23 protein-coding genes and 4 pseudogenes are annotated in these 25,543 nt (G+C 34.3%); 16 read left to right on the top strand and 11 right to left on the bottom strand.

The window, feature by feature from the left end; all coding sequences use genetic code 11:
- Positions 1 to 2: 2 nt before the first annotated feature.
- From BGI23_RS16700 to BGI23_RS16690, 3 genes and pseudogenes are all read right to left on the bottom strand, one after another.
- Positions 3 to 680, bottom strand: coding sequence for a YdcF family protein (locus BGI23_RS16700; RefSeq protein ID WP_070806618.1), 678 nt, complete (start codon positions 678 to 680; stop codon positions 3 to 5).
- A 93-nt stretch (positions 681 to 773) separates the two neighbouring features.
- A pseudogene (locus tag BGI23_RS16695) lies at positions 774 to 1,282 on the bottom strand (DUF3916 domain-containing protein).
- Positions 1,275 to 2,126 carry a LysR family transcriptional regulator gene (locus BGI23_RS16690; RefSeq protein WP_070806617.1) on the bottom strand — a complete coding sequence of 284 codons (852 nt, stop codon included), beginning with the start codon at positions 2,124 to 2,126 and terminating at the stop codon, positions 1,275 to 1,277. The pseudogene BGI23_RS16695 and the gene BGI23_RS16690 overlap by 8 nt, the downstream one beginning before the upstream one ends.
- A gap of 106 nt (positions 2,127 to 2,232) precedes the next feature.
- Here BGI23_RS16690 and BGI23_RS16685 point away from each other — a divergent pair, with 106 nt between their 5' ends.
- Positions 2,233 to 3,453: an MFS transporter gene (locus tag BGI23_RS16685; protein ID WP_070806616.1), complete on the top strand. Its 1,221-nt coding sequence runs from the start codon at positions 2,233 to 2,235 to the stop codon at positions 3,451 to 3,453.
- A 99-nt stretch (positions 3,454 to 3,552) separates the two neighbouring features.
- Here BGI23_RS16685 and BGI23_RS28985 read toward each other — a convergent pair.
- A pseudogene (locus BGI23_RS28985) lies at positions 3,553 to 3,762 on the bottom strand (hypothetical protein).
- Between the two features lie 258 nt (positions 3,763 to 4,020).
- On the opposite strand from BGI23_RS28985, the gene BGI23_RS16675 reads away from it, so the two are divergent.
- On the top strand, positions 4,021 to 5,154 hold the full coding sequence (locus BGI23_RS16675; protein ID WP_070806615.1) for a serine hydrolase domain-containing protein: 1,134 nt from the start codon (positions 4,021 to 4,023) through the stop codon (positions 5,152 to 5,154).
- A 35-nt stretch (positions 5,155 to 5,189) separates the two neighbouring features.
- Here the strand turns inward: BGI23_RS16675 and pepF are convergent, their stop codons facing one another.
- Positions 5,190 to 6,977: an oligoendopeptidase F gene (pepF, locus tag BGI23_RS16670; RefSeq protein ID WP_070806614.1), complete on the bottom strand. Its 1,788-nt coding sequence runs from the start codon at positions 6,975 to 6,977 to the stop codon at positions 5,190 to 5,192.
- A 116-nt stretch (positions 6,978 to 7,093) separates the two neighbouring features.
- Entirely contained in the window at positions 7,094 to 7,885 is a 792-nt protein-coding gene (locus BGI23_RS16665) for an arylamine N-acetyltransferase family protein (protein WP_070806613.1), read from the bottom strand.
- A 536-nt stretch (positions 7,886 to 8,421) separates the two neighbouring features.
- Between BGI23_RS16665 and BGI23_RS16660 the strand changes: the two genes are divergently transcribed.
- From BGI23_RS16660 to BGI23_RS16650, 3 genes are all read left to right on the top strand, one after another.
- Positions 8,422 to 10,323, top strand: a complete 1,902-nt coding sequence (locus tag BGI23_RS16660; RefSeq protein ID WP_070806612.1) for an endonuclease MutS2 — start codon at positions 8,422 to 8,424, stop codon at positions 10,321 to 10,323.
- A gap of 6 nt (positions 10,324 to 10,329) precedes the next feature.
- Positions 10,330 to 10,854 carry a GNAT family N-acetyltransferase gene (locus tag BGI23_RS16655; RefSeq protein ID WP_070806611.1) on the top strand — a complete coding sequence of 175 codons (525 nt, stop codon included), beginning with the start codon at positions 10,330 to 10,332 and terminating at the stop codon, positions 10,852 to 10,854.
- Between the two features lie 162 nt (positions 10,855 to 11,016).
- Positions 11,017 to 11,721, top strand: a complete 705-nt coding sequence (locus BGI23_RS16650; protein ID WP_070806610.1) for a histidine phosphatase family protein — start codon at positions 11,017 to 11,019, stop codon at positions 11,719 to 11,721.
- A 65-nt stretch (positions 11,722 to 11,786) separates the two neighbouring features.
- On the opposite strand, the gene BGI23_RS16645 is transcribed toward BGI23_RS16650, so the two are convergent.
- Positions 11,787 to 12,752 carry a quinone oxidoreductase family protein gene (locus BGI23_RS16645; protein WP_070806609.1) on the bottom strand — a complete coding sequence of 322 codons (966 nt, stop codon included), beginning with the start codon at positions 12,750 to 12,752 and terminating at the stop codon, positions 11,787 to 11,789.
- 123 nt (positions 12,753 to 12,875) lie between these two features.
- On the opposite strand from BGI23_RS16645, the pseudogene BGI23_RS28555 reads away from it, so the two are divergent.
- Both BGI23_RS28555 and BGI23_RS28190 read left to right on the top strand, forming a co-directional pair.
- Positions 12,876 to 13,070 (top strand): annotated as a pseudogene (locus tag BGI23_RS28555) (LysR family transcriptional regulator); the annotation flags it as partial.
- A gap of 3 nt (positions 13,071 to 13,073) precedes the next feature.
- A pseudogene (locus BGI23_RS28190) lies at positions 13,074 to 13,412 on the top strand (CPBP family glutamic-type intramembrane protease); the annotation flags it as partial.
- A gap of 205 nt (positions 13,413 to 13,617) precedes the next feature.
- Here the strand turns inward: BGI23_RS28190 and BGI23_RS16635 are convergent.
- Entirely contained in the window at positions 13,618 to 14,106 is a 489-nt protein-coding gene (locus BGI23_RS16635) for a DinB family protein (protein ID WP_000902397.1), read from the bottom strand.
- Between the two features lie 192 nt (positions 14,107 to 14,298).
- Between BGI23_RS16635 and BGI23_RS16630 the strand changes: the two genes are divergently transcribed.
- Together BGI23_RS16630 and BGI23_RS16625 are read left to right on the top strand one after the other, a co-directional pair.
- Positions 14,299 to 14,754: a DinB family protein gene (locus BGI23_RS16630; RefSeq protein ID WP_048550319.1), complete on the top strand. Its 456-nt coding sequence runs from the start codon at positions 14,299 to 14,301 to the stop codon at positions 14,752 to 14,754.
- Positions 14,755 to 14,995: 241 nt separating this feature from the next.
- A complete protein-coding gene (locus BGI23_RS16625; protein ID WP_070806607.1) occupies positions 14,996 to 16,033 on the top strand; it encodes a DUF4003 domain-containing protein in 1,038 nt (345 codons plus the stop codon).
- 124 nt (positions 16,034 to 16,157) lie between these two features.
- Here the strand turns inward: BGI23_RS16625 and BGI23_RS16620 are convergent, their stop codons facing one another.
- Positions 16,158 to 16,922 (bottom strand): DUF817 domain-containing protein, encoded by a 765-nt coding sequence (locus BGI23_RS16620; RefSeq protein ID WP_070806606.1) that lies wholly within the window; start codon positions 16,920 to 16,922, stop codon positions 16,158 to 16,160.
- A 267-nt stretch (positions 16,923 to 17,189) separates the two neighbouring features.
- On the opposite strand from BGI23_RS16620, the gene BGI23_RS16615 reads away from it, so the two are divergent.
- The 5 genes from BGI23_RS16615 to BGI23_RS16595 all read left to right on the top strand — a co-directional run bounded on the left by BGI23_RS16615 (position 17,190) and on the right by BGI23_RS16595 (position 21,255).
- Positions 17,190 to 18,224 (top strand): FecCD family ABC transporter permease, encoded by a 1,035-nt coding sequence (locus BGI23_RS16615; RefSeq protein ID WP_070806605.1) that lies wholly within the window; start codon positions 17,190 to 17,192, stop codon positions 18,222 to 18,224.
- The gene (locus BGI23_RS16610) at positions 18,225 to 19,241 is read left to right on the top strand and encodes a FecCD family ABC transporter permease (RefSeq protein WP_070806604.1); all 1,017 of its coding nucleotides are present in this window, start codon (positions 18,225 to 18,227) and stop codon (positions 19,239 to 19,241) included.
- 21 nt (positions 19,242 to 19,262) lie between these two features.
- Positions 19,263 to 20,171, top strand: a complete 909-nt coding sequence (locus BGI23_RS16605) for an iron-hydroxamate ABC transporter substrate-binding protein (protein ID WP_044793293.1) — start codon at positions 19,263 to 19,265, stop codon at positions 20,169 to 20,171.
- A gap of 205 nt (positions 20,172 to 20,376) precedes the next feature.
- Entirely contained in the window at positions 20,377 to 20,928 is a 552-nt protein-coding gene (locus BGI23_RS16600; protein WP_070806603.1) for a GNAT family N-acetyltransferase, read from the top strand.
- A 99-nt stretch (positions 20,929 to 21,027) separates the two neighbouring features.
- On the top strand, positions 21,028 to 21,255 hold the full coding sequence (locus BGI23_RS16595; protein WP_001047304.1) for a coiled-coil domain-containing protein: 228 nt from the start codon (positions 21,028 to 21,030) through the stop codon (positions 21,253 to 21,255).
- Positions 21,256 to 21,326: 71 nt separating this feature from the next.
- Here the strand turns inward: BGI23_RS16595 and BGI23_RS16590 are convergent, their stop codons facing one another.
- Positions 21,327 to 22,652 carry an ArsB/NhaD family transporter gene (locus BGI23_RS16590; protein ID WP_070806602.1) on the bottom strand — a complete coding sequence of 442 codons (1,326 nt, stop codon included), beginning with the start codon at positions 22,650 to 22,652 and terminating at the stop codon, positions 21,327 to 21,329.
- Positions 22,653 to 22,914: 262 nt separating this feature from the next.
- On the opposite strand from BGI23_RS16590, the gene BGI23_RS16585 reads away from it, so the two are divergent.
- Together BGI23_RS16585 and bshB2 are read left to right on the top strand one after the other, a co-directional pair.
- The gene (locus BGI23_RS16585; RefSeq protein ID WP_000407038.1) at positions 22,915 to 23,265 is read left to right on the top strand and encodes a YojF family protein; all 351 of its coding nucleotides are present in this window, start codon (positions 22,915 to 22,917) and stop codon (positions 23,263 to 23,265) included.
- 15 nt (positions 23,266 to 23,280) lie between these two features.
- Complete coding sequence (bshB2, locus tag BGI23_RS16580; RefSeq protein ID WP_070806601.1) at positions 23,281 to 23,943, top strand: bacillithiol biosynthesis deacetylase BshB2; 663 nt, start codon at positions 23,281 to 23,283, stop codon at positions 23,941 to 23,943.
- Between the two features lie 112 nt (positions 23,944 to 24,055).
- On the opposite strand, the gene BGI23_RS16575 is transcribed toward bshB2, so the two are convergent.
- Complete coding sequence (locus BGI23_RS16575; RefSeq protein WP_070806600.1) at positions 24,056 to 24,799, bottom strand: SDR family NAD(P)-dependent oxidoreductase; 744 nt, start codon at positions 24,797 to 24,799, stop codon at positions 24,056 to 24,058.
- Positions 24,800 to 25,543: the final 744 nt, after the last annotated feature.

Below are 25,543 nucleotides of genomic sequence, written 5' to 3'. Positions count from 1 at the left end.
TATTATGCTAGATTATAGTAGTAGGATACATATTCTTCTAAACCTTCAACCTCATTTTCAGGTGGCTCAATACCACCTTTTCTACCGTAACAAACATTTCTCAAGTATTCTCCAAAAATCATAGAGCGACTTTTTTCATTTTCCATCCAATTATATCTATTCATTATAAACTCACCATCGAAACTTGTATCAAATGTATATGGGATACACGTAATAGTTTTAGGTAAATGTTTTTTTAATACTCGATATTGCCGACCAGCGCCTAAACTTTTGCATACAAATAGTAGCCGATTAATCTTTGTAAAATCAAAAATCTTTTTCGCTTCCATTACATTAGCGATAGAATGGAGAGAGTTTTTCCCGAACATGATAGCGTCTTTTGGTACGCCATGTTCCATTAATTTATTTACAATTACTTCTGCTTCTGACAAATCCCCGTAATTCCAGCTCGGATGTTTCATGCCATGTAAACTAGTACCACCTGTAACGATAATTTGATTTCCTAAACCTTGTCGATAAGCTTCTAGAGGAGCTTGCCAATTGCCCGGGTGAGAACCGCCGAAAACGAAAATGACATCACATTTTTGTGCTGTTATTTCTTTTAGAAAAGTCATTTCTGTAATTTGATCGATTTGTTTTTTCGTAAGAGGAGGGACATCAGGATATTTAGGTATTACCATTTGAAAACCTCCTATATAATAAAATGACAAATTCATTATATGGCGATTTTAATAAGTGGAAAAAGGGAAGCTTTTCATTTAAAAGTACCCCTTTTAAGATAACTCTCCAATAAACCAAATCTCTTTTTTATCAATTGCATCCTCATCATAAATGACTTCTTGAAAGTGAAACGTTTGGAAAGTAGAGAAAATTGAAATTCCCCATGTCTCCCAAAACTCAGACTCATTTGAAAGAGGGATCACTTTTGAAATTCACTATTTCTATTAAAGAAATTATGAAAGTACCTTTCATTTTTAAATATAATAATTTGCGAATTCCACAAACTTTCTATAGAAATGAAAACAACAACTCGATATGTATGTGTATCGCTCGGTTTTATTTTTATTAAATGGTTTGCTTGATTTAATAAGGTTTGTATACATAATCGTTTTACTTTTCTAGGTGTTTTATGAGACTCGATAAAAGCTTGAGAAACTGGTAAAGGCATATACCAATATTCATCGTTATAGAAAGTAGAAGGGAACGTTTTTGTATGTTCCTCAATTTGTTTTATCATAGCGTTTGTTTTTCGTTTCATCCCACGTATTTTCTTTTCATGCATTGTGAGTCATCTCCATAAATTTTTGTAATGCAGCTGAGCGAAATATATCTTTTCTAGTAATAAAAGTAGTAGGAACTTTTTTGAAGCTATTTGGTAAAGGATTGAATGATACGTCATGTTCATGCTCCTTTAAAATTGATTTCATCATAATCGCTACGCCCATACTTGATTTTACACATGCAAGTATCGCTTCAATTGTTCCAAATTCTAATACTCGTTTAGGGGAGATCCCCACTTCTTGAAGCCAGTCTTCTAATAAACTTCTATAATAACACCCGTGACTAAAAGCGAGTAAATTCATATCTTCTATGTCTGTAAGAGAGGATAGAGGTTTTTTACTAATGAGAACTAATTCTTCTTCACGAAATACAGTTGTATGAAGTTCATTATGCTGAGTAGAGCCAGCTATAAACGCTCCATCTAGTTTTCGCTCTAATACAAGCTTAATTAGTTGTTCAGTCGTATTTGTTTCTAAAATCAATTCGACTTCTGGGTACTTCTCATAGTAGGCCGTTAATATAGAGGGGAGCCTTACCGCAGTTGTAGATTCTGTACACCCAATTTTTAAAGTGCCTTTTGGTTCAGTTCCATTACTTTGAATCGCTTTTATAGATTGATCCATTAAGTGGATAATTTGTTTGGCATATGTTAATAAAATCTCACCGTTAGAAGTTAAAGTTACACCTTTTCCGTTTCTGTAAAATAAAGGAACACCTAATTCATTTTCTAGTTGTTTCATACGCATCGTTACGCCTGATTGCACGTAGTTCAAATTTTTTGCTGCGTGAGAAATATTATTTTCCTTCGCGACTTCGTAAAATACAGTTAAATCTTTTATGTCCACGTATCATTCCTCCAAAAAGGTATCAATTTTTTTGATGGATTATATGATGAATCTTTATTTTATATGATATCAGAACTTTCATACAATGGAAGGGGGAGGGATTATTATGTTGATTGAAGAAAGGGTGAATAGTACTTATAAATGGGTTATGTTAATTGTTGCGACGATTGCTCAAACAACAGCGACACTTATAACGTATGGTATCGGGGTTTTCGCTTTATTTTGGAAAGAAGAATATGCACTTACGAATACGGAGAGTGGATTATTAGTAAGTGTTGTAAATGTTGGACCGTTATTTTGTATGCTTTTTGTCGGTCGGCTACTTGATCAATATAATGAAAAAATATTAATTTCTATCAGTTCATTTTTGCTAGGGAGTTCGCTTTTGCTGACTAATATAGTAAGTGGATTTAATGGGTTATTATTTGTACTTTTATTAATAGGAATGTTTTATAGTGTTTCCCAGCCAGGAGGAAGTAAAGTGATTTTAAAATGGTTCCGAAAAGAAAATCGTGGGTTAGCGATGGGAATAAGGCAAGCTGGTATACCGATTGGTGGCGCGTTAGCGGGAGTGCTAATCCCGTTTCTAACAATACAATATAATATGACTTACGCGATAAATAGTATTGCATGCATTTGTATTATTGGAGGGCTATTATTTTTTATGTTTTATAAAGAGCCATATGTTGAGGAGGAAGCGAGGAAAGGACATATTAAAATTTCCTTTTGGATGGAGCTAAAAGTAGTGATCTGTAAAAAAGAGTTGTATCCAATTTATATAACGGGTATTTGCATGATTTCATTACAAATGGTGTTAGTTGGACACTTCATGAAATTTTTAGCAGGGGAACAATCGATTACATCTATTGTAGCCGGAACAGTATTTTCAGTTATGTTCTTTTCTGGAATGATTGGTCGTATTGCATTAGCAACTATTAGTGATGTGTTGTATAAGGGGAATCGGCGTATACCTTTATTTATAGCTGTATGCGCTTCTATCGGTTTGATTTTATTTTTAGTAATAAGTATACATACAATAACGAGTGGAATCTTTTATAGTGTAAGTGCATTGTTAGGATTTTTTTCAATTGGATGGTTTAGTCTTTTTATAGCCGAAGTTGCTGAATTGGCAAGTGAAGAATTTGTAGGAATAACAGTGAGTGTAGCACTTACAATAAATCAAATTGCAATTATTGTTGCCCCTGTTTTATTTGGTTATATTGTGGATGAGAAAGGGTATACGTATGCGTGGTTATGTATAGTAGTATTGTTAAGTATCTCGGCAGTCAGTTTATATAGAAAAAACAAAAAAATAAAAGAAAGTTAGCAATGTAAATTTTTTATGAAGAAAATATAAAGAAATGCCGAGTGAGCGACATTTCTTTTTTTATTTGTTGTATAATCAAAGTATAAATGAGATTCATTTTCAATGAAGTTCATTGCCTGTAATTTTAGCTATAATGGTTTGTTTTTCTTTATCGTTATTTACATGATTTATTTTGTTTGAAAATTTTTAGCATCATTTCCTTTTAAAGTTATAATCTATTTTACTTAATATTAAATTATAACTATATTTTATTGTAGGATAATGAAACGTCATATCATCTAAACGATTGTTTCTATCTGTGTTTTTCATCGTAACAACTCCGTTTCTTATCTTGTGTAACAAATGTTACATAAGATGTTGAAATTATAGTAGGGTGCATCCGATTGTAAGGTGGAAATTTTGCAAGAAAGAAATACAATAGAGAGTAGTCAAAAACTGAATATGAGAAAAAGGAATCTAGTTCATTTAGGTGAATAATAGGTAGTATTATAAAATATTTAAAAATTAAAAGATATAGAACAGAATGGATGTACGTTAAGTGAAACTATATAAAAGAGGGTTCCTATTATGCTAAAGAAATGGTTAATCGTTTTCTTTGTTTTTGCTATTTTTTGTGGGAGTGTCGTTGCACTCATACATGCAAATAAAGGTAAGAAGTATGATATAAAGGCATTTTCTAATTTAAATAGTAAGCAAAAGGACGATATGCAAGAAGTTGATGCAACTGAGAAAAAACGCTATGAAGCTGTAGCTGGAAAACTAGATCAATATTTAAAAGATAAAGGATTTAATGGGAGCGTTCTTGTAGCTAGTAAAGATCATGTGATTTTACGAAAAGGTTATGGATATGCGAATGTGAAAGATAAAGTAGTAACAACGCCAAGAACGAAATATCGTATTGGTTCTATTACGAAAACGGTCGTTGCAATATCTATTATGCAACTAAAAGAAAAAGGAAAATTAAATATTGAAGACAATGTAAATAAGTATATTCCATCGTTTCCGGCAGATAAAAATATTACGTTACGAAATTTATTAACGCACACATCAGGGTTACCAGATCAAGGAAAAGGTAGGGTGGATGCGGCGTCACGTTTAAAGTTAGTAACGTGGATTGGTTCGCAAGCGTTACAATTTCCTGCAGGGACAGGATGGAAATATACAGACTATAATTATATGGTGCTTGCGTATATTGTAGAAAAAATTACGAATAAACCGCTCGCTGAATACGTGAAAGAAAATATTTTCACTCCTGTTGAAATGCATGAATCTGGAATGGGGGCAACTCTCCCAGAAGATATTTTTTTAGCAGAAGGTTATACGAGAAAAGATAATGAATTAATAGCTGCACCCCGCTTAAAAATGAACTGGTTGTATGGATGTGGTGAAATGTATACGACTGTTGAAGATATGAAAAGGCTAGATGAGGCTATTATGAATGGAAAACTGTTATCTAAACAAAGTGTATTAGATATGTTTACTGCATCACCTGCAAGAAAATATGGATTTAGTTTCTATACGTATCCAGATTATTATCATAACCACGGGGTATTAGCAGGCTGGAATACTTTTAATAATTTTAACTGGGATAAAAGAACGTTTGTCATATTGTTCTCTAACGTCCAAAATGGTATGAATGATGCATTTAATCAAGAGTTTAGGAAAATGGCGAATGATTTAATAGAAGGAAAGGGAGCATGAAAGAGAAAGAGCCTCTAGCGAGAGGCTCTTCTTTTTTATAAAGTTGAAAACTCTTTAACAAGTTCACTAAAACGATGTAATGCACTTTCAATCGGTTCTGGCGTAGTTAAATCAACACCAGCTTTTTTCAGTAAGTTTAATGGATAGTCAGAACTTCCGCCTTTAAGGAATTCAATATAATGTTTTTGAGCATTTGGATCGCCGCTCAATAATTTATCGGCAATTTGGATTGCAGAAGCGAATCCAGTTGCGTATTTGTATACGTAAAATGGACGGTAGAAATGCGGTATTCTAGCCCATCCGTATTTTACTTCTTCGTCAAATACGAGGGAGTCGCCATTATACTCTCTGAACAAGTTTTCATAAACTTCGCTAAAGACTTGAGCATTTAATGGTTTACCTTGCTGTGCCATTTCATGCGTGATTTTTTCAAATTCAGCGAACATGATTTGTGTAAAGAAAGTGCCTTTAAATTTCTCAATGAAATGGTTTACTAAATGGTTACGTACGTTAGCATCTTTTGCTTCTTTTAATAAATGATGAATTAATAGCACTTCATTTACTGTAGAAGCGACTTCTGCGACAAAGATAGTATAGTGTGCAGAAATTCTTGGTTGGTATCCGTGTGAGTAGTGCGTATGCATACCGTGTCCACATTCATGAGTAAGAGTGAAAAGGCTATTTAAATCATCATGATGATTTAAAAGAATGAAAGGATGAACGCCGTATACACCAAAGTTATAAGCACCGGAACGTTTTCCTGGCGTTTCTCTTACGTCAATATAACGTTTATCTTTAAAGCTTTTTAATGTTTCAATATAGTCTTCACCTAAAGAAGCTAGTGATTCAATCATGATGTCAAACGCGTTATCATATGGAATGTCTTGTTTTACACCTTTTACTAAATCGACACTTAAGTCATATTGTCTTAGTTCATCGACATTTAATTTCTCTTTTCGAAGTTCATTATATGTATGTAAAGATTGAATGTTTTTTTTCGTCGTTTCAATTAAATTTTCATATACTTCTTTCGGAACCATGTCGCCAAATAATGATTTCTCTAACGCTGATGGATATTTTCTTAGCTTAGAAACAGTAACATTATTTTTAATAGCAGCAGATAAAGTAGAAGCGATAGAATTTTTCAATTGAACATATGGCTTGTAGTAAGCTTTATAGGCTTCTTTACGTTTTTCGCGGTTCTCATCTTCTATTAACTTTGCATACATTCCTCGTGTTAAAGTAACTTTTTCTCCATCATTAGTAGTCACTTCACCAAATAGTATATCTGCATTATTTAACATGCCGTATGTATGCTGAGGAGAGGAAAGTGCTTCGCCCATTTGTGATAAAACCTCTTCTTGGTCCTTATTCAATACGTGTTTTTTATAACGGTATAATTCAAATAAATCTTCTTTATAATATTGTAAGCCTTCAGCTTCTTCTATATAAGTGTGTAATGTGTTTTCATCTACGCTAAGTAAGAATGGAGAAAAGAAAGATTTAGCCGCACTTACTTTCACGTGCAATTGTGACACTTTATCAACAAGAGATTGAGCGTCAGTATCACGCGTATCAAGATCAGACTGTAATCGTGCATAAGCAAACATTAAAGATAGTATGCTAGATATTTCTTCGCTCTTTGTTAAATAGGCTAATAAACTATTGCCATCGTGAATGTTTCCATTAAACTCGTGTAATTCATTCGTTAATACTTCAATTTTATGAAAATCGCTTTCCCAATCTTCAATGGTATCGTAAATATCCGTTAAATCCCATTTCTCTTTCTCATCTACTTGTAGTCGCTCTTTAAGTTCAGTCATAATCATTTCCTTTCTAAATATGTAGTTATATTCCTATATAACTATGAAATACAACAAATTGCAAAAAATCCCTGCTGAAAATTAAAAAGCCTTGCTAAAAGGCAAGGCTAAACAAATTATAATGTAATTCCGAATTTTGAATGTAAAAGATTTTTATATTGCACATCTGTAACTTTTTCTTTCATTTTTTTACCGGTTTTCGCTATTGTTAGACTATCCTTCGTTAAAGAAGCATGCCCATCTTCAGTTAGTTTTACAATAAGAGGTACTTTGTTAAATGGTGAGCCATCATGTTCAACAATAATTTTTTGTGCTGCATTTGCTTTTTTTTCATCCACTTCTTCTATATAAAATGCATAGCCTAACGTCCAATCATCAGTAGAAGATTGATCCAAAAACTCATTATTTTTACGCATCTCTAACATGTAGTTTCCTTTTTCGGTCATTTCTTTATGAATACGATAATCTCCTGTAACGGATTGAACGACTTCACCTGAGAAAGGAACAGGTGCAAGCGGTAAGTATGATCCGAATCCAACTTCAATTAAATAAAGCTCATTATGATGTTTTAAAACGGTTGCGATATGTCCGGAATCAACAGCCCATATGGAATTTGCAGCGTTATACACTGTTCCTGAAACGAGATAAACATCGAATCCAGCATCTTTAAGGAAATAATACATAGTAGGATTGAGTTCATAACAAAGACCACCACGATTGTTTACTAAAATTTTTTCTTTTAGATTTTCTTTTGATATTTCCTTAAAATTCTTTTCGAGAACATTTAAGTTTTCAAATGGGACAGTTTGTGCCATCGCGTACATAATGTTAGGTAAATCTTCAAATGAAACTTTGTCTTTTTCTTCTATATGTAATCGTGCGAAAAATTGTTTTTGAAAGTCTGTCATAGAAACCCCTCCGTTAAACGATTTATATATATTGTATCTAATATTGCAAGAGGAAACATCTGCATATGTGCGTACGACTAAAGTATGACACCTTTACTTCTTGCTATACATATAGTATGATGATTTCAGTAAATTAGATTTCAATGACCATAATATAAAATAATGAGAGGTGCTTTTTGTGAGTGCGGTAGGTACTAAATAGGAAAAATTGAATGAAATAAATCGGATAAGAACAGGGGATTTTTATGTATACCATACCCCTAATTTTGTCATGGATTTATTTCGATACCTATGAAGATACCTACAATACTTTATAAAGCGTGTAATAAGGGGATTGCCATCCGTTTTTTATGGTTTATTTCCCCATATGTTATTACTCATGCCTTGTAAATGTAAAAGCTGCGGTATCCCCGCAGCTTTTTTGTGTATATTTTTAATGTTTAAAAATGGTAATTGAATAATGTAGAACTCATTGGAATCTAATGAGTAGGTATCTTCATTTATGATAGAAATCAATCATAGTGAGGAGAAACAAAATGAATACGATGACTTTTGAAAAGTTACAATATAACGAATTAAAGAATATAGTGAAATCTTATTGTGTAAGTGGATTAGGAAAAGAATTAATAAATAAATTAGAGCCGAGTACGAGTATAAAAGTAGTAAGGAATCGCTTGAATGAAACGACAGAAGCGCGAGCTATATTAGATGCGGAAGGGCATGTGCCTTTTTTCGGTATTTCAAATATTGCTAGTACAATTCAAAAATTAGAAAAAGGGATGATTTTAGATCCAGAAGAATTAGTAAGTGTTTCAGACTTTTTACGTGGATGTAGAAAGATTAAAAAGTTTATGTTAGATAAAGAATTTTTTGCGCCAGTATTAGCTTCTTATGCAAATTCAATGACTGAATTTAAAAGTATTGAAGAGGAAATTAACTTTTCAATAAAAGGAAATAGTATTGATTCTGCCGCTAGTAAAGAGTTAAAACGAATTCGAAATAACATGGATTCGGTAGATGGGAAAATAAAAGAACGTTTAACGAAGTTTTTAAATAGCAGTGCAAATAAGAAGTATATTCAGGAGTTCTTTATTAGTAAGAAGGACGATAGGTACACGATTCCGATTAAATCTTCTTATAAAAATCAAGTTGCGGGAAGTATAGTTGAAGCTTCCGCTAAAGGTTCTACTGTATTTATAGAACCGCATACGGTTACAAAGTTAAATGCGGAACTCGCAAGTTTGAAAGCAGAAGAAGCAATGGAAGAATATCAAATTTTAGCGACTTTATCAGGAATGGTAGTAGAAAATATTTATCATATAAAAATTAATATGGAATTAATTAGTCAGTATGATATGGTGTTTGCGAAAGCGAAGTTTAGTAAATCGATTGATGGAATAGAGCCGAAGTTAAATGATCATGGCTACGTTCATTTAGTAAATTGTAAGCATCCGCTTTTAAGTGGAAAAGTAGTACCATTAAACTTTGAAATCGGTCAAAACTATCGTAGTTTAATTATTACAGGGCCGAATGCGGGCGGGAAGACAATTGTGTTAAAGACGATTGGATTGTTAACATTAGCGACAATGTCAGGGTTGCATATTGCCGGAGATAAAGAAACAGAAATTGCTATTTTCGAAAATGTATTTGTAGATATTGGTGATAATCAAAGTATTGAAAATGCACTCAGTACATTTTCATCACATATGAAAAATTTATCTGAGATTATGAGGATGTCAAATAATAATACGTTGCTATTGTTTGATGAAATAGGAAGCGGGACTGAACCGAATGAAGGAGCAGCACTTGCAATTTCTATTTTAGAGGAGTTTTATCTTGCAGGATGTATTACAGTTGCGAGTACGCATTACGGTGAAATTAAACGCTTCTCAGAAATGCACGATGATTTCATGAACGCAGCAATGCAATTTAATAGTGAGACGCTAGAACCGCTTTATAAATTAGTGATCGGTAAATCAGGTGAAAGTAATGCACTTTGGATTGCAAATAAAATGAACGTAAGAGAACGTGTACTGAAAAGAGCGAAAGAGTATATGGAAAATAAAGAATACGCTCTAGAAAAACTGAATGAAAGTAAAATTAGAAAGCCGAAATTCCTGCAAGAAAAAAGAGAAAATCATTACGAGTATAAAATTGGCGACCGTGTAAATTTATTGGATCATGATGATTTTGGTATCATCTATAAGGAAAAAGATAACTTCTATAACGTCGTTGTATATTATAACGGTGAATTCATTGAAGTGAATGTAAAACGTATTACTTTAGAGGTATCAGCAAAAGAATTATATCCAGAGGGATACGATTTAAATACGCTATTTGTCGATTATAAAGAAAGAAAAATGCAACATGATATTGAGCGGGGATCGAAAAAAGCACTTCGTAAAATCCAAAAAGAAATAAGAAAAAATAGAGGATAAGTTAAAATGGTAACGATTAGACAAGAACGACAAACCGATTATAGAAAAACAGAAGAAGTTGTACAGCAAGCATTTTTAAATGAAGAATTTAGTGATAAAAAGGAACATGAACTTGTAAAATGTATTAGAGAGTGTGACGCATTTATTCCAGAGTTATCAATCGTTGCAGTAGATGAAGAAATAGTCGGTCATATTATGTTATCTAAAATTACGATAGAACAAGATGGAGCTTCTGTAGATTCATTAGCGCTTGCACCAGTATCAGTTGCTAGGGGCCATCAGAAGAAAGGGATTGGTGGAAAGCTTATTGTAGCTGCTTTAGAAAAAGCGAAAGAACTTGGATACGGATCAGTTATAGTATTAGGACATCCAGAGTACTATCCGAAATTTGGTTTTAAGAAAGCAAGTGAGTGGAATATAAAAGCACCATTTGAAGTGCCTGAAGAAGTGTTTATGGTAATGGAATTAACAGAAAATGCTCTTGAAAGTGTAAAAGGAGTTGTACAATATTCGAGTGCTTTTGCTGAGTAGGAGTATCGGTTAAGAAATGTAATCATAAAAGATGCTATCTTTTTGTATGGATATACAGAAAGGTAGCGTTTTTTATTAAGTGAAGCTACTTACATATATTTTGCTCAATGAATAATTTTGGTGGTAAAATTGATATAGAAATGTAAAGGGAGAGAAAAAAGAATGAAGACTCGAGAAACAGATAGCAACGTAGTTACGTTATATGTTACAAGACATGGTAAAACAATATTAAATACGAACCATCGCGCGCAAGGTTGGGCAGACTCTCCGTTAGTAGAAAAAGGTGTGGAAGTTGCCTCTAATTTAGGAACGGGATTAAAAGATATTCATTTTACAAGTGCGTATAGTAGTGATAGCGGCCGCGCGATTGAAACTGCTAATTTAGTATTAAAATATAGTGAGCAATCAAAATTGAAACTTGAGCAAAGAAAAAAATTACGAGAATTAAATTTTGGTATTTTTGAAGGTGAAAAACTTGATAATATGTGGGATGCGGTTGGAAAAGCTGCGGGTGTTGCATCACCAGAAGAACTTATGAAGTTTTCTATTCAAGAAGTTATTGATCTTATTAGAGCAGCAGATCCTACGAAACAGGCGGAAGATTGGGAATTATTTTCTACTCGTATAAAAGCAGAGATTGATAAAATTAGTGAAGAAGCAGCTAAAGATGGCGGCGGTAACGTTTTAGTTGTCGTTCATGGGCTGTTGATTACTACCTTAATAGAAATGCTAGACAGTAGTAAAACAAAACTTGGAGTGGAAAATGCTAGTGTGACGAAGATTGTATATCAAGATGGAACATATACAGTCGAGTCAGTTGGAGATATGAGTTATGTTGCAAAAGGGAAAGAAAGTGTGGAAATATAAAAATATCTCAAATAGAGATAAGAAAAGGAAGGTAGAGAAATCTAGCTTCCTTTTTATTTTATGAATTATGGGATTAATAAAATCTTCCCTGTACTTTTTCTGCTCTCTAATAATTTATGAGCACGGGCACCGTCTTGTAAAGAGAATGTAGTAGGACTTGCAATGTTTAATTTTCCACTTGCGATCCAATCAAATAATTGAGTAGAGCGTTTTTTTCGTTCTTCAAAAGTAGTAAGCACGTTCCAAAGGTCTCCGCCAGTTAAAGTTTTTGAAGTATCCATAAGCATACGTGGATCAACGGGAGCAGGATTACCGCCAGCCATTCCGAAAAATACGACAGTACCACCAACTTTAGTAGCGTTAAAACTTTCCTCAAGTGTAGAGCCTACTGATTCATATACAACATTTACCCCGGTACCATTTGTTCTTTCAAGTACTTTCGTAGCCCATGATTCCGTATATAAAAATACGTGATCGGCACCAGCTAATGTGGCTACTTTTCCTTTTTCGTTTGATGAAGTTAGACCGATTACTTTTCCGCCTAGCAGTTTAATCATTTGAATAAGAAGTTGCCCAACACCGCCAGCTGCAGCGTGCACTAAAGCTATATCACCTTGTTTTATTTCATAGCTATCTTTCGTTAAATAATGTGCTGTTAAGCCTTGTAATAATACTGAAGCGGCTGTTTCAAAAGAGATAGAATCTGGAAGCTTAATTGCTTTCTCTGATGGAACGGCAACTAGTTCTGCATTTGCAAATGGGACATCAGCAAATGCAATGCGATCTCCAGGATTAATATTTGTAACGTCAGCTCCTACTTTTTCAACAATACCAGCCCCTTCATAACCTAATACATATGGCGGGTTGCCAGCGAGATGATAATCACCGCGCCGTCTATAAATATCAGCAAAGTTTAAACCGATTGCTTTGGTGCGGACAAGAATTTCATTTGAATTTATGATTGGATCATGTATTTCTTTATATTGTAGTACACCTGGACTTCCAAACTGTTCGAAACAAAGTGCTTTCATATGGAATACCTCCATTTATATTGTTTGTCGATGCTCTTTATCATACAATACAAATATCAATAGACAAAGAAGATTATTTCGATGAAATCAATCGAGAATTGCGATTGAAAAGAGGGATGATAAATGGAGATAAAACAATTAATTACATTTAAAATAGCGGCAGATACTTTGAACTTTACACAAACTGCGAAGAAATTAAACTTTGCTCAATCGAGTGTAACGGCGCAAATTAAAACGTTAGAAGCTGAGTTAGGTACGCCGTTATTTGAAAGATTAGGAAAACGTCTTTTTTTAACGGAAGCAGGTAGGAAGTTTCAATAAAGGTTTTCGGTATTTTTAAGTACGGTTATTGTGAGTGGTATATGGGCTATTTGGCACTGGCCGTTATGGTTTATTCCAGGCACGAATCAAACTCAAAGGGATTTTATAGCCTTCATAATTACGACAATGGCTGTGTCTTTCTTACTTACTACAATTTTTAACGCAACTAAAAGTATTTTTATGTGTCTAATTTTTCGTGCGCTTCTTAATTCTTTTTGGAGTGTGTATGTGCCAAATGACAAAGTGTTACCAGTAATTCCAACTTTAATTTTCGGAATTTTCGTTTTTATTTTATATAAAGTCGTAATAAAAAGAAAGAACCTCTTATTGATTAAGTAACTCAAATAATAGAAGGAAAAATAGTAATATATTTTTTAATGGATATTAAACTAATCAATAAGAACACGACACAAACATAATTAAAATATAATACAAGTTTGTGCCGCAAAAAAATTGCAGAACTATAAACAACATCAAAAAGAATGAAGAGCCTTTTCGTATATAAACAATGCTAACGACAGTTATAGTAGTTGAGTTGTTAGAATTAACTAAGATCTGTATCAGGAGGAGTATATCCAAGGTGACGAGTCATTGATACAATTTGTCCTTTATGGTGAAACTCATGCGTCTCTGTATGAGTTAAAAGCCATAGCGGTGTTGTACTCCAAGGTTCTTTTTGCCATTTCACTTCATTTGCTATATTTTCGAGCCAACGGTCATTGTATTCATCTAAAAAACGTTGTACAGTTTCATCTACTAACTTAAATCTAGCACGTACTTTCGTGACATCTGCATGCTCAATTTCATAATCGCTAGCGAATGAAAAATCTGCTCGCTTTTGTTTAAATGCGAATGATCCAAGCCAGTATCGATAGCAATCGGCTACATGAATATGTGTCTTTATAATGCTACCGCTCCCGAAATTCGGAACAGTGCTATGTAATTTTTCTAGTGGGATTTCTTCCAAAAACGAAAATAGAGTTTCTCTTGTAGAGCTAATAAGATTATATTGTTGTTTTAAAATATGTAACATGAAAATACACTCCTCTTTTATTTACATAGTAAGTAATTCTATATTTACGAGGAGTGAACCTTTTTATTATTTTTAATAAGCATATTAGATGTATTTTTTTATTGTTTCTGATAGATTAAACAAGGTAAAACGTTAATGAATTGAACATTTTTAGTTCAGAATAAATTGTACATCAAGAAGGGGAACGATAAAATGAATAGACTAGTTGGCTTAAAACAATTTGAAATAACGCGCGGTGCATTACTTACATTTATGGAGACGCTAGATGATAAAACTGCGGATACGCAGCCAGAGGGCTTTAACAATACAATTCGTTGGCATATTGGACACGTGTTAACAGCAGCAGAGACTTTCATGTTCGGAAGAGAATTTAAACAATTGCCAACTGAATATCCAGGTATGTTTGGATATGGATCAAGACCATCTAAATGGAAAACAGAAGGACCGTCATTAGAAGTATTAATGGCCCAATTAAAAGAACAAGCAAAACGTATTAAAGAAATTCCAGCAGAAGCATTTGAAAATAAACTGCCAGAGCCATTCCTAGGACTAGAAACAGTTGGTGAGCTTTACGGTATGATGCTTTATCATGAAGCAGATCATATTGGTCAGATGAAAGCAATGGAACGTATTATTAAGGCTCTTTAGTTTGAATTGCATATAACAAACGAAATGACAGTAGTTTTGTCAAAATTGAGTTGTAAATAGTTACACTCTTATTTTTCACAAAAAAGGTAGATAAATTATTATCTACCTTTTTTGTATAACTTCTTGAAGGATTAGGGATTATCATCGTGCTACTGATGAAGAAGGACAAGAAACCAATCTATTAGGATAAAGAAACCTTCTAATTTTTATGGTGTGATTATGAAATATAGTATTCCTAAATATGGAATATACGTATAATAATAGAGAGGAACTAGAAATAGGGGTGAATACTATGATTACATTAGAACAAAAGCTAGAGCAATATATACATGCATATTCACAGTTAAAGGGAGAATTAAAATGGAAAACGAGTGATTCTCGAACAGGAATGATGATTGCTGCTATGTATACAAGTAGTGATAAATTGCTTGATCTCGGACGTTTTTTAGAAATTAGTAGTTATATTAAGAATGAGGTAGGGATGTTTTCATACTTAAAGTCTTATCATCGCTTTGTAGTGGCCGCAACATTAGATATTCACTTTACAGATTATAAGAAAGCTTTTCGGGATTTTTTAGATTTATATGAACAATTGGTCGCTGGTGGTTTTAGCCGAAGTATATTTACTTATCTCGCAGCAGCTGTACTTTTAACAGAAGAAAATGAACAGCATGGCACGCACATTCAGCGTTCGATGCAAGTATATAAACGTATGAAAGAGGATCACCTTTTTCTTACAAGTACAAATGATTACCCACTTGCAGTTTTACTAGCAGGACAATCAGAGAATGTAGAAACACTCATGGACCGAGTGGAACGTCTGTATCAGAAACTAGCGAAAGCTGGTTTGCGTAAAGGGAATGATCTTCAGTTTTTAAGTCATATCCTCTCACTAAAGAAGGATGTTCGTGAAGAAATGTTAGTTGCAACATGTACAAACATATGGAATTCGTTAAAAAAAGAAAAGGTAAAAGTGAAACAGATGCATTACCCAGCCATAGGGCTACTAGCGTTACTTGAAGATGGAGAAAAAGAGATTTATGCTATTAAAGCGTTGATTGAAAAACTGCAGGGGGAGAAATTATTCCGTTGGCATACAGATGCGAATATTCTTATTGCTATTCAACTGTTCGTAAGTCAGAAAGGTGAGGAAAGTAAAGCTACTAACACAGGTTTACAAACAATGATAGAAGTCCTCATCCAAGCACAACAGGCAGCTATGATGGCAACAATTGCCGCTTCATCTGTAGCAACATCTTCTGCTAGTAGTAGTTCATAATGTGCAACTGCTTATGCTATTGTAAATTATAACGCCTTTGATAAGGATGGTTTAAAAAATATTACTAAAAAAAGCCCATCACCCTCTAATGAGTGATGGGCTAACTATTTTTATATAATCAGTATTATCTTTTCAACTGCTTCAAATGTTTGAGTTGTGTAACAATCATAATGCTAATAACAACGAGTAAAAACCATGAGCTGATTTTACTTAAGTGAACGAGATTCCAAGCTTCCCGTTGGTTTGGATATTGCCATGCACCGAAAAATGTTGCGATGTTTTCTGCAATCCAAATAAAGAATCCGATAAGAAAAAAGGAGAGAACGAGCGGCATTTTATATGTAACGCCTCGTAATGAAAATTCCACAAATGTTCGAAAGAAAACGATGAATAGAAGTAAGGTTAAGAACCATCTAAAATCGTATAGAAAATGATGTGTGAAAAAATTGAAGTAAATCATTGCTCCTAGAGGTATTACAAAAATAGCTTTCGGCCAATGATACATTTGTAAATGTAGTCTTCTCCACGCTTGGCATATGTAACTTGCAACACTTGCATACATAAAGCCGCTGTAAAGTGGAACTCCAAAAACCTTTGAATACGCCTCTTCCGGATAACTCCATGAACCGAAATGAACTTTATATATTTCTAGTAAAAGGCCGATGAGGTGGAAGACAGTAATTACTTTTAATTCGTCTTTCGTCTCAAGGCCAGTCTTGTACATAAACCACTGCATAAGAAGACATACGATGAGTATGAAATCATAGCGGTATAACCCTGGGATAGAAATGATTTTTGATAGGGCTAGTGTTAAGAAAATAACGACTGGGAATAAACAGGATAATGCTTGCTCGTAAGTGAAATGTAATAGTTGTTTTATATAGAACATTGTATCTCCTTTTTGTTAGAAAAATCAAAATAATGACTAAGTATACTATAATTTAAAAAATAAACCAGTAGTCTATTTTGCATGTATTTGTAAGTTTTAGAAGGGAATTGTAATAAGTATTTTAATATGTAACAAAGTAAAAAATAGTTTGCTATTTAAAAAAAGTGGGGATATAATATCTAAATGAAAATGATAATTGTTATCAATATTGATTATAAATAAAAAATAATTATAAAAAACAACTGAATATAAAGGATGAAATGAAACATGTTACATAAGTCTACTATACGTGTTGGCAATAACCGCTGGATACATATTAAGTTCATATGTTTTATGAGCTTAACAATTATATGTTTAATTGGATCTATATTTTTGGCCGTCGCATTTGGTGCAAAGGATATTCAGTTGCAAACGGTGTGGACAGCGGTTTTTGATTATAATCCGAAATTAACGCAGCACCAAATTATTTATGAATTAAGGCTCCCAAGGGTAATTGGTGCAGCAATTGTAGGAGCCGCTTTTGCAGTGGCTGGCGCTGTTATGCAAGGAGTAACACGAAATCCTTTAGCGGATGCAGGTGTGCTTGGCATAAATGCAGGTGCGATGTTTGTAGTAGCACTTAGTTTTGCCTTTTTCCCGCATATGCCGTATTCCTATTTAATGATTGTCTCCTTCATTGGAGCGGTCTTAAGTACAGTGCTCATTTTTATTATCGGATCAGCAACATCAGGCGGATTAACACCGATGAGATTAACGATCGCTGGGGCAGTTATGGCTGCGCTTTTACATTCGTTAAGTTCAGGTGTCGCGATTTATTATGACTTAAGTCAAGATTTAGCTTTTTGGTACGCTGGTGGTGTTGCAGGGGTTAAGTGGGAACACTTGAAATTTTTAGTTCCTATTATTCTCATAACCATTGTTTTTGCGACAATTTTAGGGCGGTCTATTTCACTCATATCAATGGGGGATGATGTCGCTACGAATTTAGGAGTAAAAACGAACCGAACGAGAATACTAGGGATGATTATAGTAGTCATTCTTGCAGGTGTATCTGTTTCAGCTGTTGGCTCTATTGGATTTGTAGGACTCGTTATCCCGCATATTGCTAGAAAATTAGTTGGTGTGAATTATCGCCTCATTATTCCTATGTCAGCATTTGTAGGAGCCATGTTATTAGTTTTAGCTGACTTAGGGGCAAGAACAGTAAATCCTCCTAAAGAACTTGCGATAGGAATTATGGTGGCTCTTGTTGGAGTTCCGTTCTTCCTCTATATAGCACGTAAAGTTGGGAGGGAGCTATAAGTGAAGGGTCTTATTAACACAGATAAAAAAAGAGCCATTACTGTAACTACAATTTTTGGTTGTATTAGTATCGCTGTCATTTTGCTTAGCTTAAATACGGGGACACTTAGCATTGCACCGCTCAAAGTAATTCAAACGCTTTTCGGTCATGGTGATTTTGAAAGTGTAACCGTGCTATACGATTATCGTATGCCAAGAATTATAATCACAATGTTAGCTGGCATTGGCCTTGGGATTTCTGGTGCGATTTTACAAGGGTTATCACGTAATGCCCTTGCAGATCCTGGTATTTTAGGATTGCATTCAGGTGCATCTTTCGGACTAATTATTTTCGTTACTTTCTTTCATTCAATTAATGAGAATGCATCGATTTTAATACCGTTATTTACATTTGGCGGAGGAGTGCTAGCTGCATTTTTAATTATTATACTTGCGAGTGATCGATCAAAAGGTTTACTTCCTATTAGACTTATTCTCGTTGGTATTGCTGTTTCAGCTGGATTTAGTGCGATTTCGTTATTTTTCTCTCTCAAGTTAAATGATGAGACGTATACATTCGCTTCTAGATGGTTAGTTGGTAACGTGTGGGGAAGGGATTGGATTCATGTCCTTGCATTATTACCTTGGATTTTCATACTAACCCCGTATGCATGGCTAAAATCTAAAACGTTAAATGCATTGTCACTAGGTGATAGTGTGGCAGCAGGACTTGGTGTTTCTGTTCAAAAAGAACGGTTACTACTTTTAGCTACAGCGGTTGGATTATCTTGCGCGAGTGTATCGATGGCAGGAGGGATTGGTTTTATCGGTTTAGTTGCTCCGCATATTGCAAGAAAGTTAGTAGGTACTACGTATCAACATTTCCTTCCACTAGCTGGCATTATCGGAATGATTATTTTAGTGCTAGCAGATACGATAGGTCGTTCTATATTTGAGCCAAACTCTATTCCGGCTGGTGTAGTAGTGGCCGCATTAGGAGCACCGTATTTTCTTTATTTACTTACAAAAACAAAATAAATACTTCAAAGAGGAGAACATATGAAAAAGAAACTTACTATTTTATTTAGCATCATGTGTATTTTAGTATTAGCAGCATGTGGTCAAACGAAATCTAATGAAGAGGCAACGAAAAAAACGGAAAAAAGTAATGACCCAAAAATTGCTTCAATGTCTATTCATTTAACAAATGATTTACTTGCATTAGGAATTACACCAGTAGGTTCTGTAATTGGTGGAGATTTAAAAGATTTCTTACCGCATGCAAAAGAACAACTGAAAGATACGAAAAAACTTGGTGTTGTAACAGATCCGAATATGGAAGCGTTACTTCAGTTAAAGCCATCTGAAATTTATGTGGATGAAAAATACGCTGGAAAAGATGTAGCGAAATACGAAAAAATTGCAAAAACACATTCTTTCAATTTAGATGAAGGTACGTGGAGAGACCATTTAAAACAAGTTGGTAAACTTGTAAACCGTGAAAAAGAAGCGGATACATATATTCAAGATTACGAAGAGCAAGCAAAACGGGTAAAAAGTTTAATAGATAAAGAGTTAGGTAATAACGAAAAAGTAATGGCAATTCGCGTTACTGCAAAAGAATTACGAGTATTTAGCACGAAAAGACCGATGGGACCAATTTTATTCCAAGACTTAGGATTACAACCTGCAAATGGTGTAGAGAAAATCGATGGAAACCGTCCTTTCGAAGTCATTTCACAAGAAGTATTACCTGACTTTGATGCAGATGCTATTTTCGTTGTTGTAAACAGAGACGATAAAGCAAAAGCTGCATTTAAACAACTTCAAGAAACACCAATCTGGAAAGACTTAAAAGCAGTTAAAGGCAAGCACGTATACATTATTAATGACCAACCATGGCTTGACTATTCTGCTTTAGGTAACAAAATGGCAATGGATGAAGCGGAGAAAATGTTTACGAAATAATATCGATTCGTCGTTAGGAAGATCCTCTAAATTTAGAGGGTCTTTTTTTATTGTTAGAATAAATGAAAAATTATACAATGAATTTAATTTAACGTAGAGGAGATGTGCCAATGTCAGCGCTTATTGTAAGTATCCCGTTTATGAAACGAGGGGGTAAATAGGCTCGAATAATTATCCCCGTTATTTAATAAAGGGGGAGTTTGAAATGACGATGAATCTTTTTCAAAATAAAACGATTAAATTATCAGCTATGAGAGAAAAAGATGTTGAAGTAATGGCTATGTGGCAAGAAGATAGTGAGTATTTAAGAAATGTTGATACAGATGTAGCATTCCCGCAATCTTTAAATGAAATAGCAAGTGATGGGCTATTAAAAGGACGGAGATCGAATAGTGTATCTTTCATGTTGAGGACAGTTCAAGATGATCGTTTAATTGGTTTTGTTGCAATTCATGGCATAGAGTGGAATAACAGAACAGGGTTATTAGCAATTGGTATAGGAGATGCAAATGATAGAGGTAAGGGATATGGAAGAGAAGCAATCCATCTTATTTTAAAGTATGCTTTTTATGAATTGAATTTACACCGTGTCGGTCTGGATGTTATTTCTTATAACAAAGCTGCTATTGAGTTGTATAAAAAGATGGGTTTTCAAATGGAAGGCTGTATGAGAGAAGCAGTGCAAAGAGATGGGAAGTGTTTTGATCGCATGATTATGGGGATATTGCGGGATGAATGGATAGAGCTGCAAGGTTAGAAAGTACATTCGAAATTATATATGTAGTATGCAGGAGATATAATAATAATTGGCGAATTTTTACAGTGTACTGATTGCATTTATAAGGAGCTATGTGAGATGAATTTAGAAAAAGCAAAACCAGTAAATGAAGAAGTCGCTGAATTAAAGGAACTAATTAAAGAATTACACGGAAGTGTACATCAACTTCAAAGCGAAGTGCAGCAACTAAGGCACGAAAGACCGGTTGTTGAAGTGAGAAAAGGTGTTCAATTATCGCCAACAATCGTTGGACAAATTGGTGGTATGATTTTAGGTGGGTTAGCAATTATCGGTATATTTTGGTGATGAAAAAAGGTATGCAGCATTATGCTGCATACCTTTTGTATGTGACGATATAATTTCATGCAATACAACTTTTACATTAAATAACGTAAATAAATGTAAGCATGTGATAATAGTAATGCAATGATTGTTAACGGTAAACCAATCTTTAAGAAGTCCATATAAGAGAAAGCATGTCCTTCACGTTTAGCAATACCAGCAACGACTACGTTTGCGGATGCTCCAATTAATGTTCCGTTTCCTCCTAAGCAAGCTCCAAGTGATAACGCCCACCATAGTACTTCGATTTGTGGAGAGTCTACAGATAGTCCGAGTCCTGTAGCTAAATCTTGAATAAGCGGAATCATCGTTGCGACAAATGGGATATTGTCAATTGTCGCAGATGCGATGCCTGATACCCATAATATAAGTACGGCAGCGAAACCGATATCACCGTTTGTTACGTCGAGTACTTCTTTTGCGAGTGAAGAAATAAGTCCGATATCAATTAATCCGCCAACGAGAACGAATAGTCCAGCGAAGAAGAAAATGGTTACCCATTCAACGTGGGCAAATACATCTTCAATATCATGTTCTTTCACGCCAATTAACATAAGAAGTGTAGCACCTGTCATTGCAATTACCGCAGCGTCTACATGAATAATGGAATGAAGTACAAAGCCTAAAATAGTTAGTCCTAAAATCGAAATGGATTTTAAAAGGAGGCTTTGATCTTTAATATAATCTTTTTCATTTAATGCCATTAATTTTTCGATTTGCTCAGGTGTTGTTTTTAGTTTGTTACGATACAGGAAGTAAATAATGCCAAGTGTCACGATAGAAATAATAATTACAATAGGAGCTAAGTTAAGTAAAAAGGCATTAAAGTCTAAATGCTTATTTGCTGATCCAATCATAATATTAGGTGGGTCACCGATTAATGTTGCTGTTCCGCCTATATTTGAAAATAGTACTTCTGAAATTAAATAAGGAACAGGATTTACTTTTAAAATACGTGTAATGGATAGTGTAACAGGTACGATTAATAAGACGGTCGTTACATTGTCCAAAAATGCAGATCCGACAGCAGTTAATAGGGATAGCAATAATAAAATGCGGATTGGTTTTCCGCCAGCTGCTTTTGCCGCTTTAATGGCCACAAATTCAAATATGCCTGATTGACTCGTAATATGTACGAGAATCATCATCCCGATTAAAAGGGTAATCGTTTCCCATTGAATATGTGATGTGAAAGCGATATGTAAATCTACAACTCCAAAAATAATCATAATAGCAGCACCGAATAGTGCGATTACAGCACGATTCAATTTCTCAGAAATAATAAATCCGTACGTGATTAAAAATACGGCAATTGCAAAATAATATTGCCAATTTGCTACTTCATGTGCTGATTGTTCCAATCATGTCACCTTCTTTAAAGTATGTATTCAATTGTTGAAATGTATCCCGCTGTATAAATACGGGATAAAATATATTGTAGCAAATTCAAAAAAGAAAGAAAACTATTTAACAAAGTGAAGGAAAAAATGATGATTTGACATATGATATAAAAAAATGAAGAAACACAGTGCAAATTATTAGGAAAAGTGGGCGTTGTCCTCTAATATAGAGATAGCAATTTACATTATTTTTGCGTAAAATGGTTTAAAGAGGTGAATTCCGATGGAAATAGTAAAAGATAGTTCTCTTATTCAAAATGAAATTGAACGTTTTGTAAATAAAGATGTATATATTCATTTAGAAACGACGAACGGAGCGTACGCGTCACACTTTAATGAAAAGATGATGACAGTTGGAGCATTCATTCGAAATGCAATTATTCGCTTTGAGCGCGGGAAAATAACTGGAACAAACCCATACCGAGTTGGTTTAAAGATGGATCACGGCTGGGTATATGCTGAAGGTATTACGCACTGGGAAGTAGACGATAAAGATCGTTTATTACTAGCAGGGCATGATAATCAAGGTCGTTTAGCAGTTGCACTTGAGTTAAGCTTAACGCCATTTAAGTAAGAAGGAGGGAAACTTATGGAGAGACATGTACTTGTTGTATTTCCGCATCCAGATGATGAAGCATTTGCGGCGGGAGGAACAATTCGCTTATTAACAGATCAAGGAGTACCTGTAACGTATGCGTGCGGTACTTTAGGACAAATGGGACGTAACATGGGTAAGAACGTATTTGCTAACCGTGAAACGATTCCGAATATCCGTGAAAAAGAATTAAAAGATGCATGTGAAGCGATGGGAATCAAAGATTTAAGAATGCTTGGTTTCCATGATAAAACGTTAGAATTTGAAGATGTTGATTTCGTTGCAGACAAAATTGAAGCGATTATTCAAGAAGTAAATCCATCTCGAATTATTACATTTTATCCAGAGCACGGCGTACATCCAGATCATGATGCATTTGGCCGCGCTGCCGTTCGCGCTGTATCACGTATGCCAAAAGAAGAACGTCCAGTTATTCATGCGGTTGCGATTACGAAAAATCGTGAAGCAGTACTCGGTGAGCCCGATGTTGTAAACAATATTAGTGAAGTATTTGAACATAAATTAGCTGCACTAGGTGCGCATCGTTCACAAACAGAAGCGATGTTAGAAGAAACACATGCAAAAATCAAAAATAAAGATGCAGCAACATTAAAATGGCTGCAACTTGAACAATTTTGGACTTATAAATGGGAGTAGGCTAGAAGGGAATCTTCTAGTAGCTCTTACATAGAAAAAGCACCGTCATTTGTGACGGTGCTTTTTCTTGTTGAAGACTATATATTTCTTAGGGTACTTCAAAATTTTTAAATTAACGTGCAGTATAGCCTCCATCAACAAGAAGTGTTGTACCGTTAACAAAACTAGCATCATCACTTGCTAAAAATAAGACAGCTTTAGCGACTTCTTCTGGTGTTCCAAGTCTGCCTTGCGGATGAAGTGAAGCTAAATATTCTTTCTGTTGAGGATTAACACTACCGAGTAAAGGGGTGTGAATATAACCAGGGCACACCGCATTAATACGTATTCCATATTTAGCGTAGGCAGTACATAAATTTTGAGTTAATAGTTTCACACCGCCTTTTGCAGAGGAGTATGCTGTTGGGGTAGGTAATGAAACAAAACTATGAATTGAACCAGCGTTAACGATGACACCACCTGTACCTTGTTTAAGAAATTGTTCAATCGAATATTTATTAGAAAGGAATACCCCAGACAAATTAATATCAATAGTTCTTTTCCACTTTTCATAGGATAATTCGTTTGCCGGTGCATCATCAGCAACGCCGGCATTGGCATACATAATATCTAATTTACCGTATGTACTTACTGTCTCATGAATTAGCTGCTTAATATCTGCTTCTTTTGTTACATCAGTTTTAATAAATAACGTATTATATCCATGTGCATTCAATTCATCTGATAGTTCTTTTCCATGTTCAGAAAAGTCAGCAATAACTACTTTTGCACCTTCTTCGATAAAAAGACGAACAGTAGATTCGCCAATTCCACTTGCACCACCAGTTATGATTGCTACTTTGTCTTTTAATTTCATATAAACCTCTCCATTCATCAATGAATTTAAGTCGAATTTTTAAATCTTGTTATTAAACTATCAACCTTAAATAGTAAGTAGATAGAAGAAAAAGCTCGCGTTTACTTAATCGTAAAAGCCCGATTGGTGAAGGCTGATAATCAGTGAGGGATGAACAAACCCCCACTGATTAAAGTTTTACTTTATTGTACTTTTTGATACAGTGATGGATGAAAATATTAATTTTGTAAATTTTATCATTAGATTGAATAATTGGTAAAGAGCTCTCGAACAGAGTGAGTGCGGATGCTGAAAAATTAAAATAAACATTCAGTATTCTTTGTAGGGTAAGGAACACAGGGAGAAGAGGCATAACGAAAACTACTACTCTAGTTAAATAGGAAAAAGCCTTGCAGGGGGGCAAGGCTTTAAACAGGGTATTAAAAATTATTGATTTATTAAGAATAACTTCTTCTTGTGAATAAACTAATTTTATCATGATAACTCATATATATGTGTTACGGATTTGTGAATAAAAACTTAATGATAAAAGTATGAGTGAAAGGAAATAATGTATTTGAAATATGCATTATTACGCAAAGTTCAGTTGAAATAGGGAGAAAAAGAAAAAAAGCGCAATGAGCGAGATAATTAAGAGACGAATTATACCAAAGATTAGTGGAACGCCTAATACTAAATTTCTTTTTGCATTTAATTCTTTAGAACTGATTTTTAATAATGTATGTAAGAAGCGTATATTTTGAA

Origin of the sequence: Bacillus sp. ABP14, from assembly GCF_001831375.1 — a bacterium.
In the GTDB taxonomy this organism is placed as follows: domain Bacteria; phylum Bacillota; class Bacilli; order Bacillales; family Bacillaceae_G; genus Bacillus_A; species Bacillus_A paranthracis.
Note: the sequence above shows the minus strand (reverse complement) of the source record. Positions and strands in the feature narration are given on the sequence as shown.

Bases quoted from the DNA above. Each gene is read 5' to 3' on its own strand.
- BGI23_RS16700 (WP_070806618.1), bottom strand. From the start codon at position 680: ATGGTAATACCTAAATATCCTGATGTCCCTCCTCTTACGAAAAAACAA.
- BGI23_RS16685 (WP_070806616.1), top strand. From the start codon at position 2,233: ATGTTGATTGAAGAAAGGGTGAATAGTACTTATAAATGGGTTATGTTA.
- BGI23_RS16675 (WP_070806615.1), top strand. From the start codon at position 4,021: ATGCTAAAGAAATGGTTAATCGTTTTCTTTGTTTTTGCTATTTTTTGT.
- pepF (WP_070806614.1), bottom strand. From the start codon at position 6,977: ATGACTGAACTTAAAGAGCGACTACAAGTAGATGAGAAAGAGAAATGG.
- BGI23_RS16665 (WP_070806613.1), bottom strand. From the start codon at position 7,885: ATGACAGACTTTCAAAAACAATTTTTCGCACGATTACATATAGAAGAA.
- BGI23_RS16660 (WP_070806612.1), top strand. From the start codon at position 8,422: ATGAATACGATGACTTTTGAAAAGTTACAATATAACGAATTAAAGAAT.
- BGI23_RS16655 (WP_070806611.1), top strand. From the start codon at position 10,330: ATGGTAACGATTAGACAAGAACGACAAACCGATTATAGAAAAACAGAA.
- BGI23_RS16650 (WP_070806610.1), top strand. From the start codon at position 11,017: ATGAAGACTCGAGAAACAGATAGCAACGTAGTTACGTTATATGTTACA.
- BGI23_RS16645 (WP_070806609.1), bottom strand. From the start codon at position 12,752: ATGAAAGCACTTTGTTTCGAACAGTTTGGAAGTCCAGGTGTACTACAA.
- BGI23_RS16635 (WP_000902397.1), bottom strand. From the start codon at position 14,106: ATGTTACATATTTTAAAACAACAATATAATCTTATTAGCTCTACAAGA.
- BGI23_RS16630 (WP_048550319.1), top strand. From the start codon at position 14,299: ATGAATAGACTAGTTGGCTTAAAACAATTTGAAATAACGCGCGGTGCA.
- BGI23_RS16625 (WP_070806607.1), top strand. From the start codon at position 14,996: ATGGAATATACGTATAATAATAGAGAGGAACTAGAAATAGGGGTGAAT.
- BGI23_RS16620 (WP_070806606.1), bottom strand. From the start codon at position 16,922: ATGTTCTATATAAAACAACTATTACATTTCACTTACGAGCAAGCATTA.
- BGI23_RS16615 (WP_070806605.1), top strand. From the start codon at position 17,190: ATGTTACATAAGTCTACTATACGTGTTGGCAATAACCGCTGGATACAT.
- BGI23_RS16605 (WP_044793293.1), top strand. From the start codon at position 19,263: ATGAAAAAGAAACTTACTATTTTATTTAGCATCATGTGTATTTTAGTA.
- BGI23_RS16600 (WP_070806603.1), top strand. From the start codon at position 20,377: ATGACGATGAATCTTTTTCAAAATAAAACGATTAAATTATCAGCTATG.
- BGI23_RS16595 (WP_001047304.1), top strand. From the start codon at position 21,028: ATGAATTTAGAAAAAGCAAAACCAGTAAATGAAGAAGTCGCTGAATTA.
- BGI23_RS16585 (WP_000407038.1), top strand. From the start codon at position 22,915: ATGGAAATAGTAAAAGATAGTTCTCTTATTCAAAATGAAATTGAACGT.
- bshB2 (WP_070806601.1), top strand. From the start codon at position 23,281: ATGGAGAGACATGTACTTGTTGTATTTCCGCATCCAGATGATGAAGCA.
- BGI23_RS16575 (WP_070806600.1), bottom strand. From the start codon at position 24,799: ATGAAATTAAAAGACAAAGTAGCAATCATAACTGGTGGTGCAAGTGGA.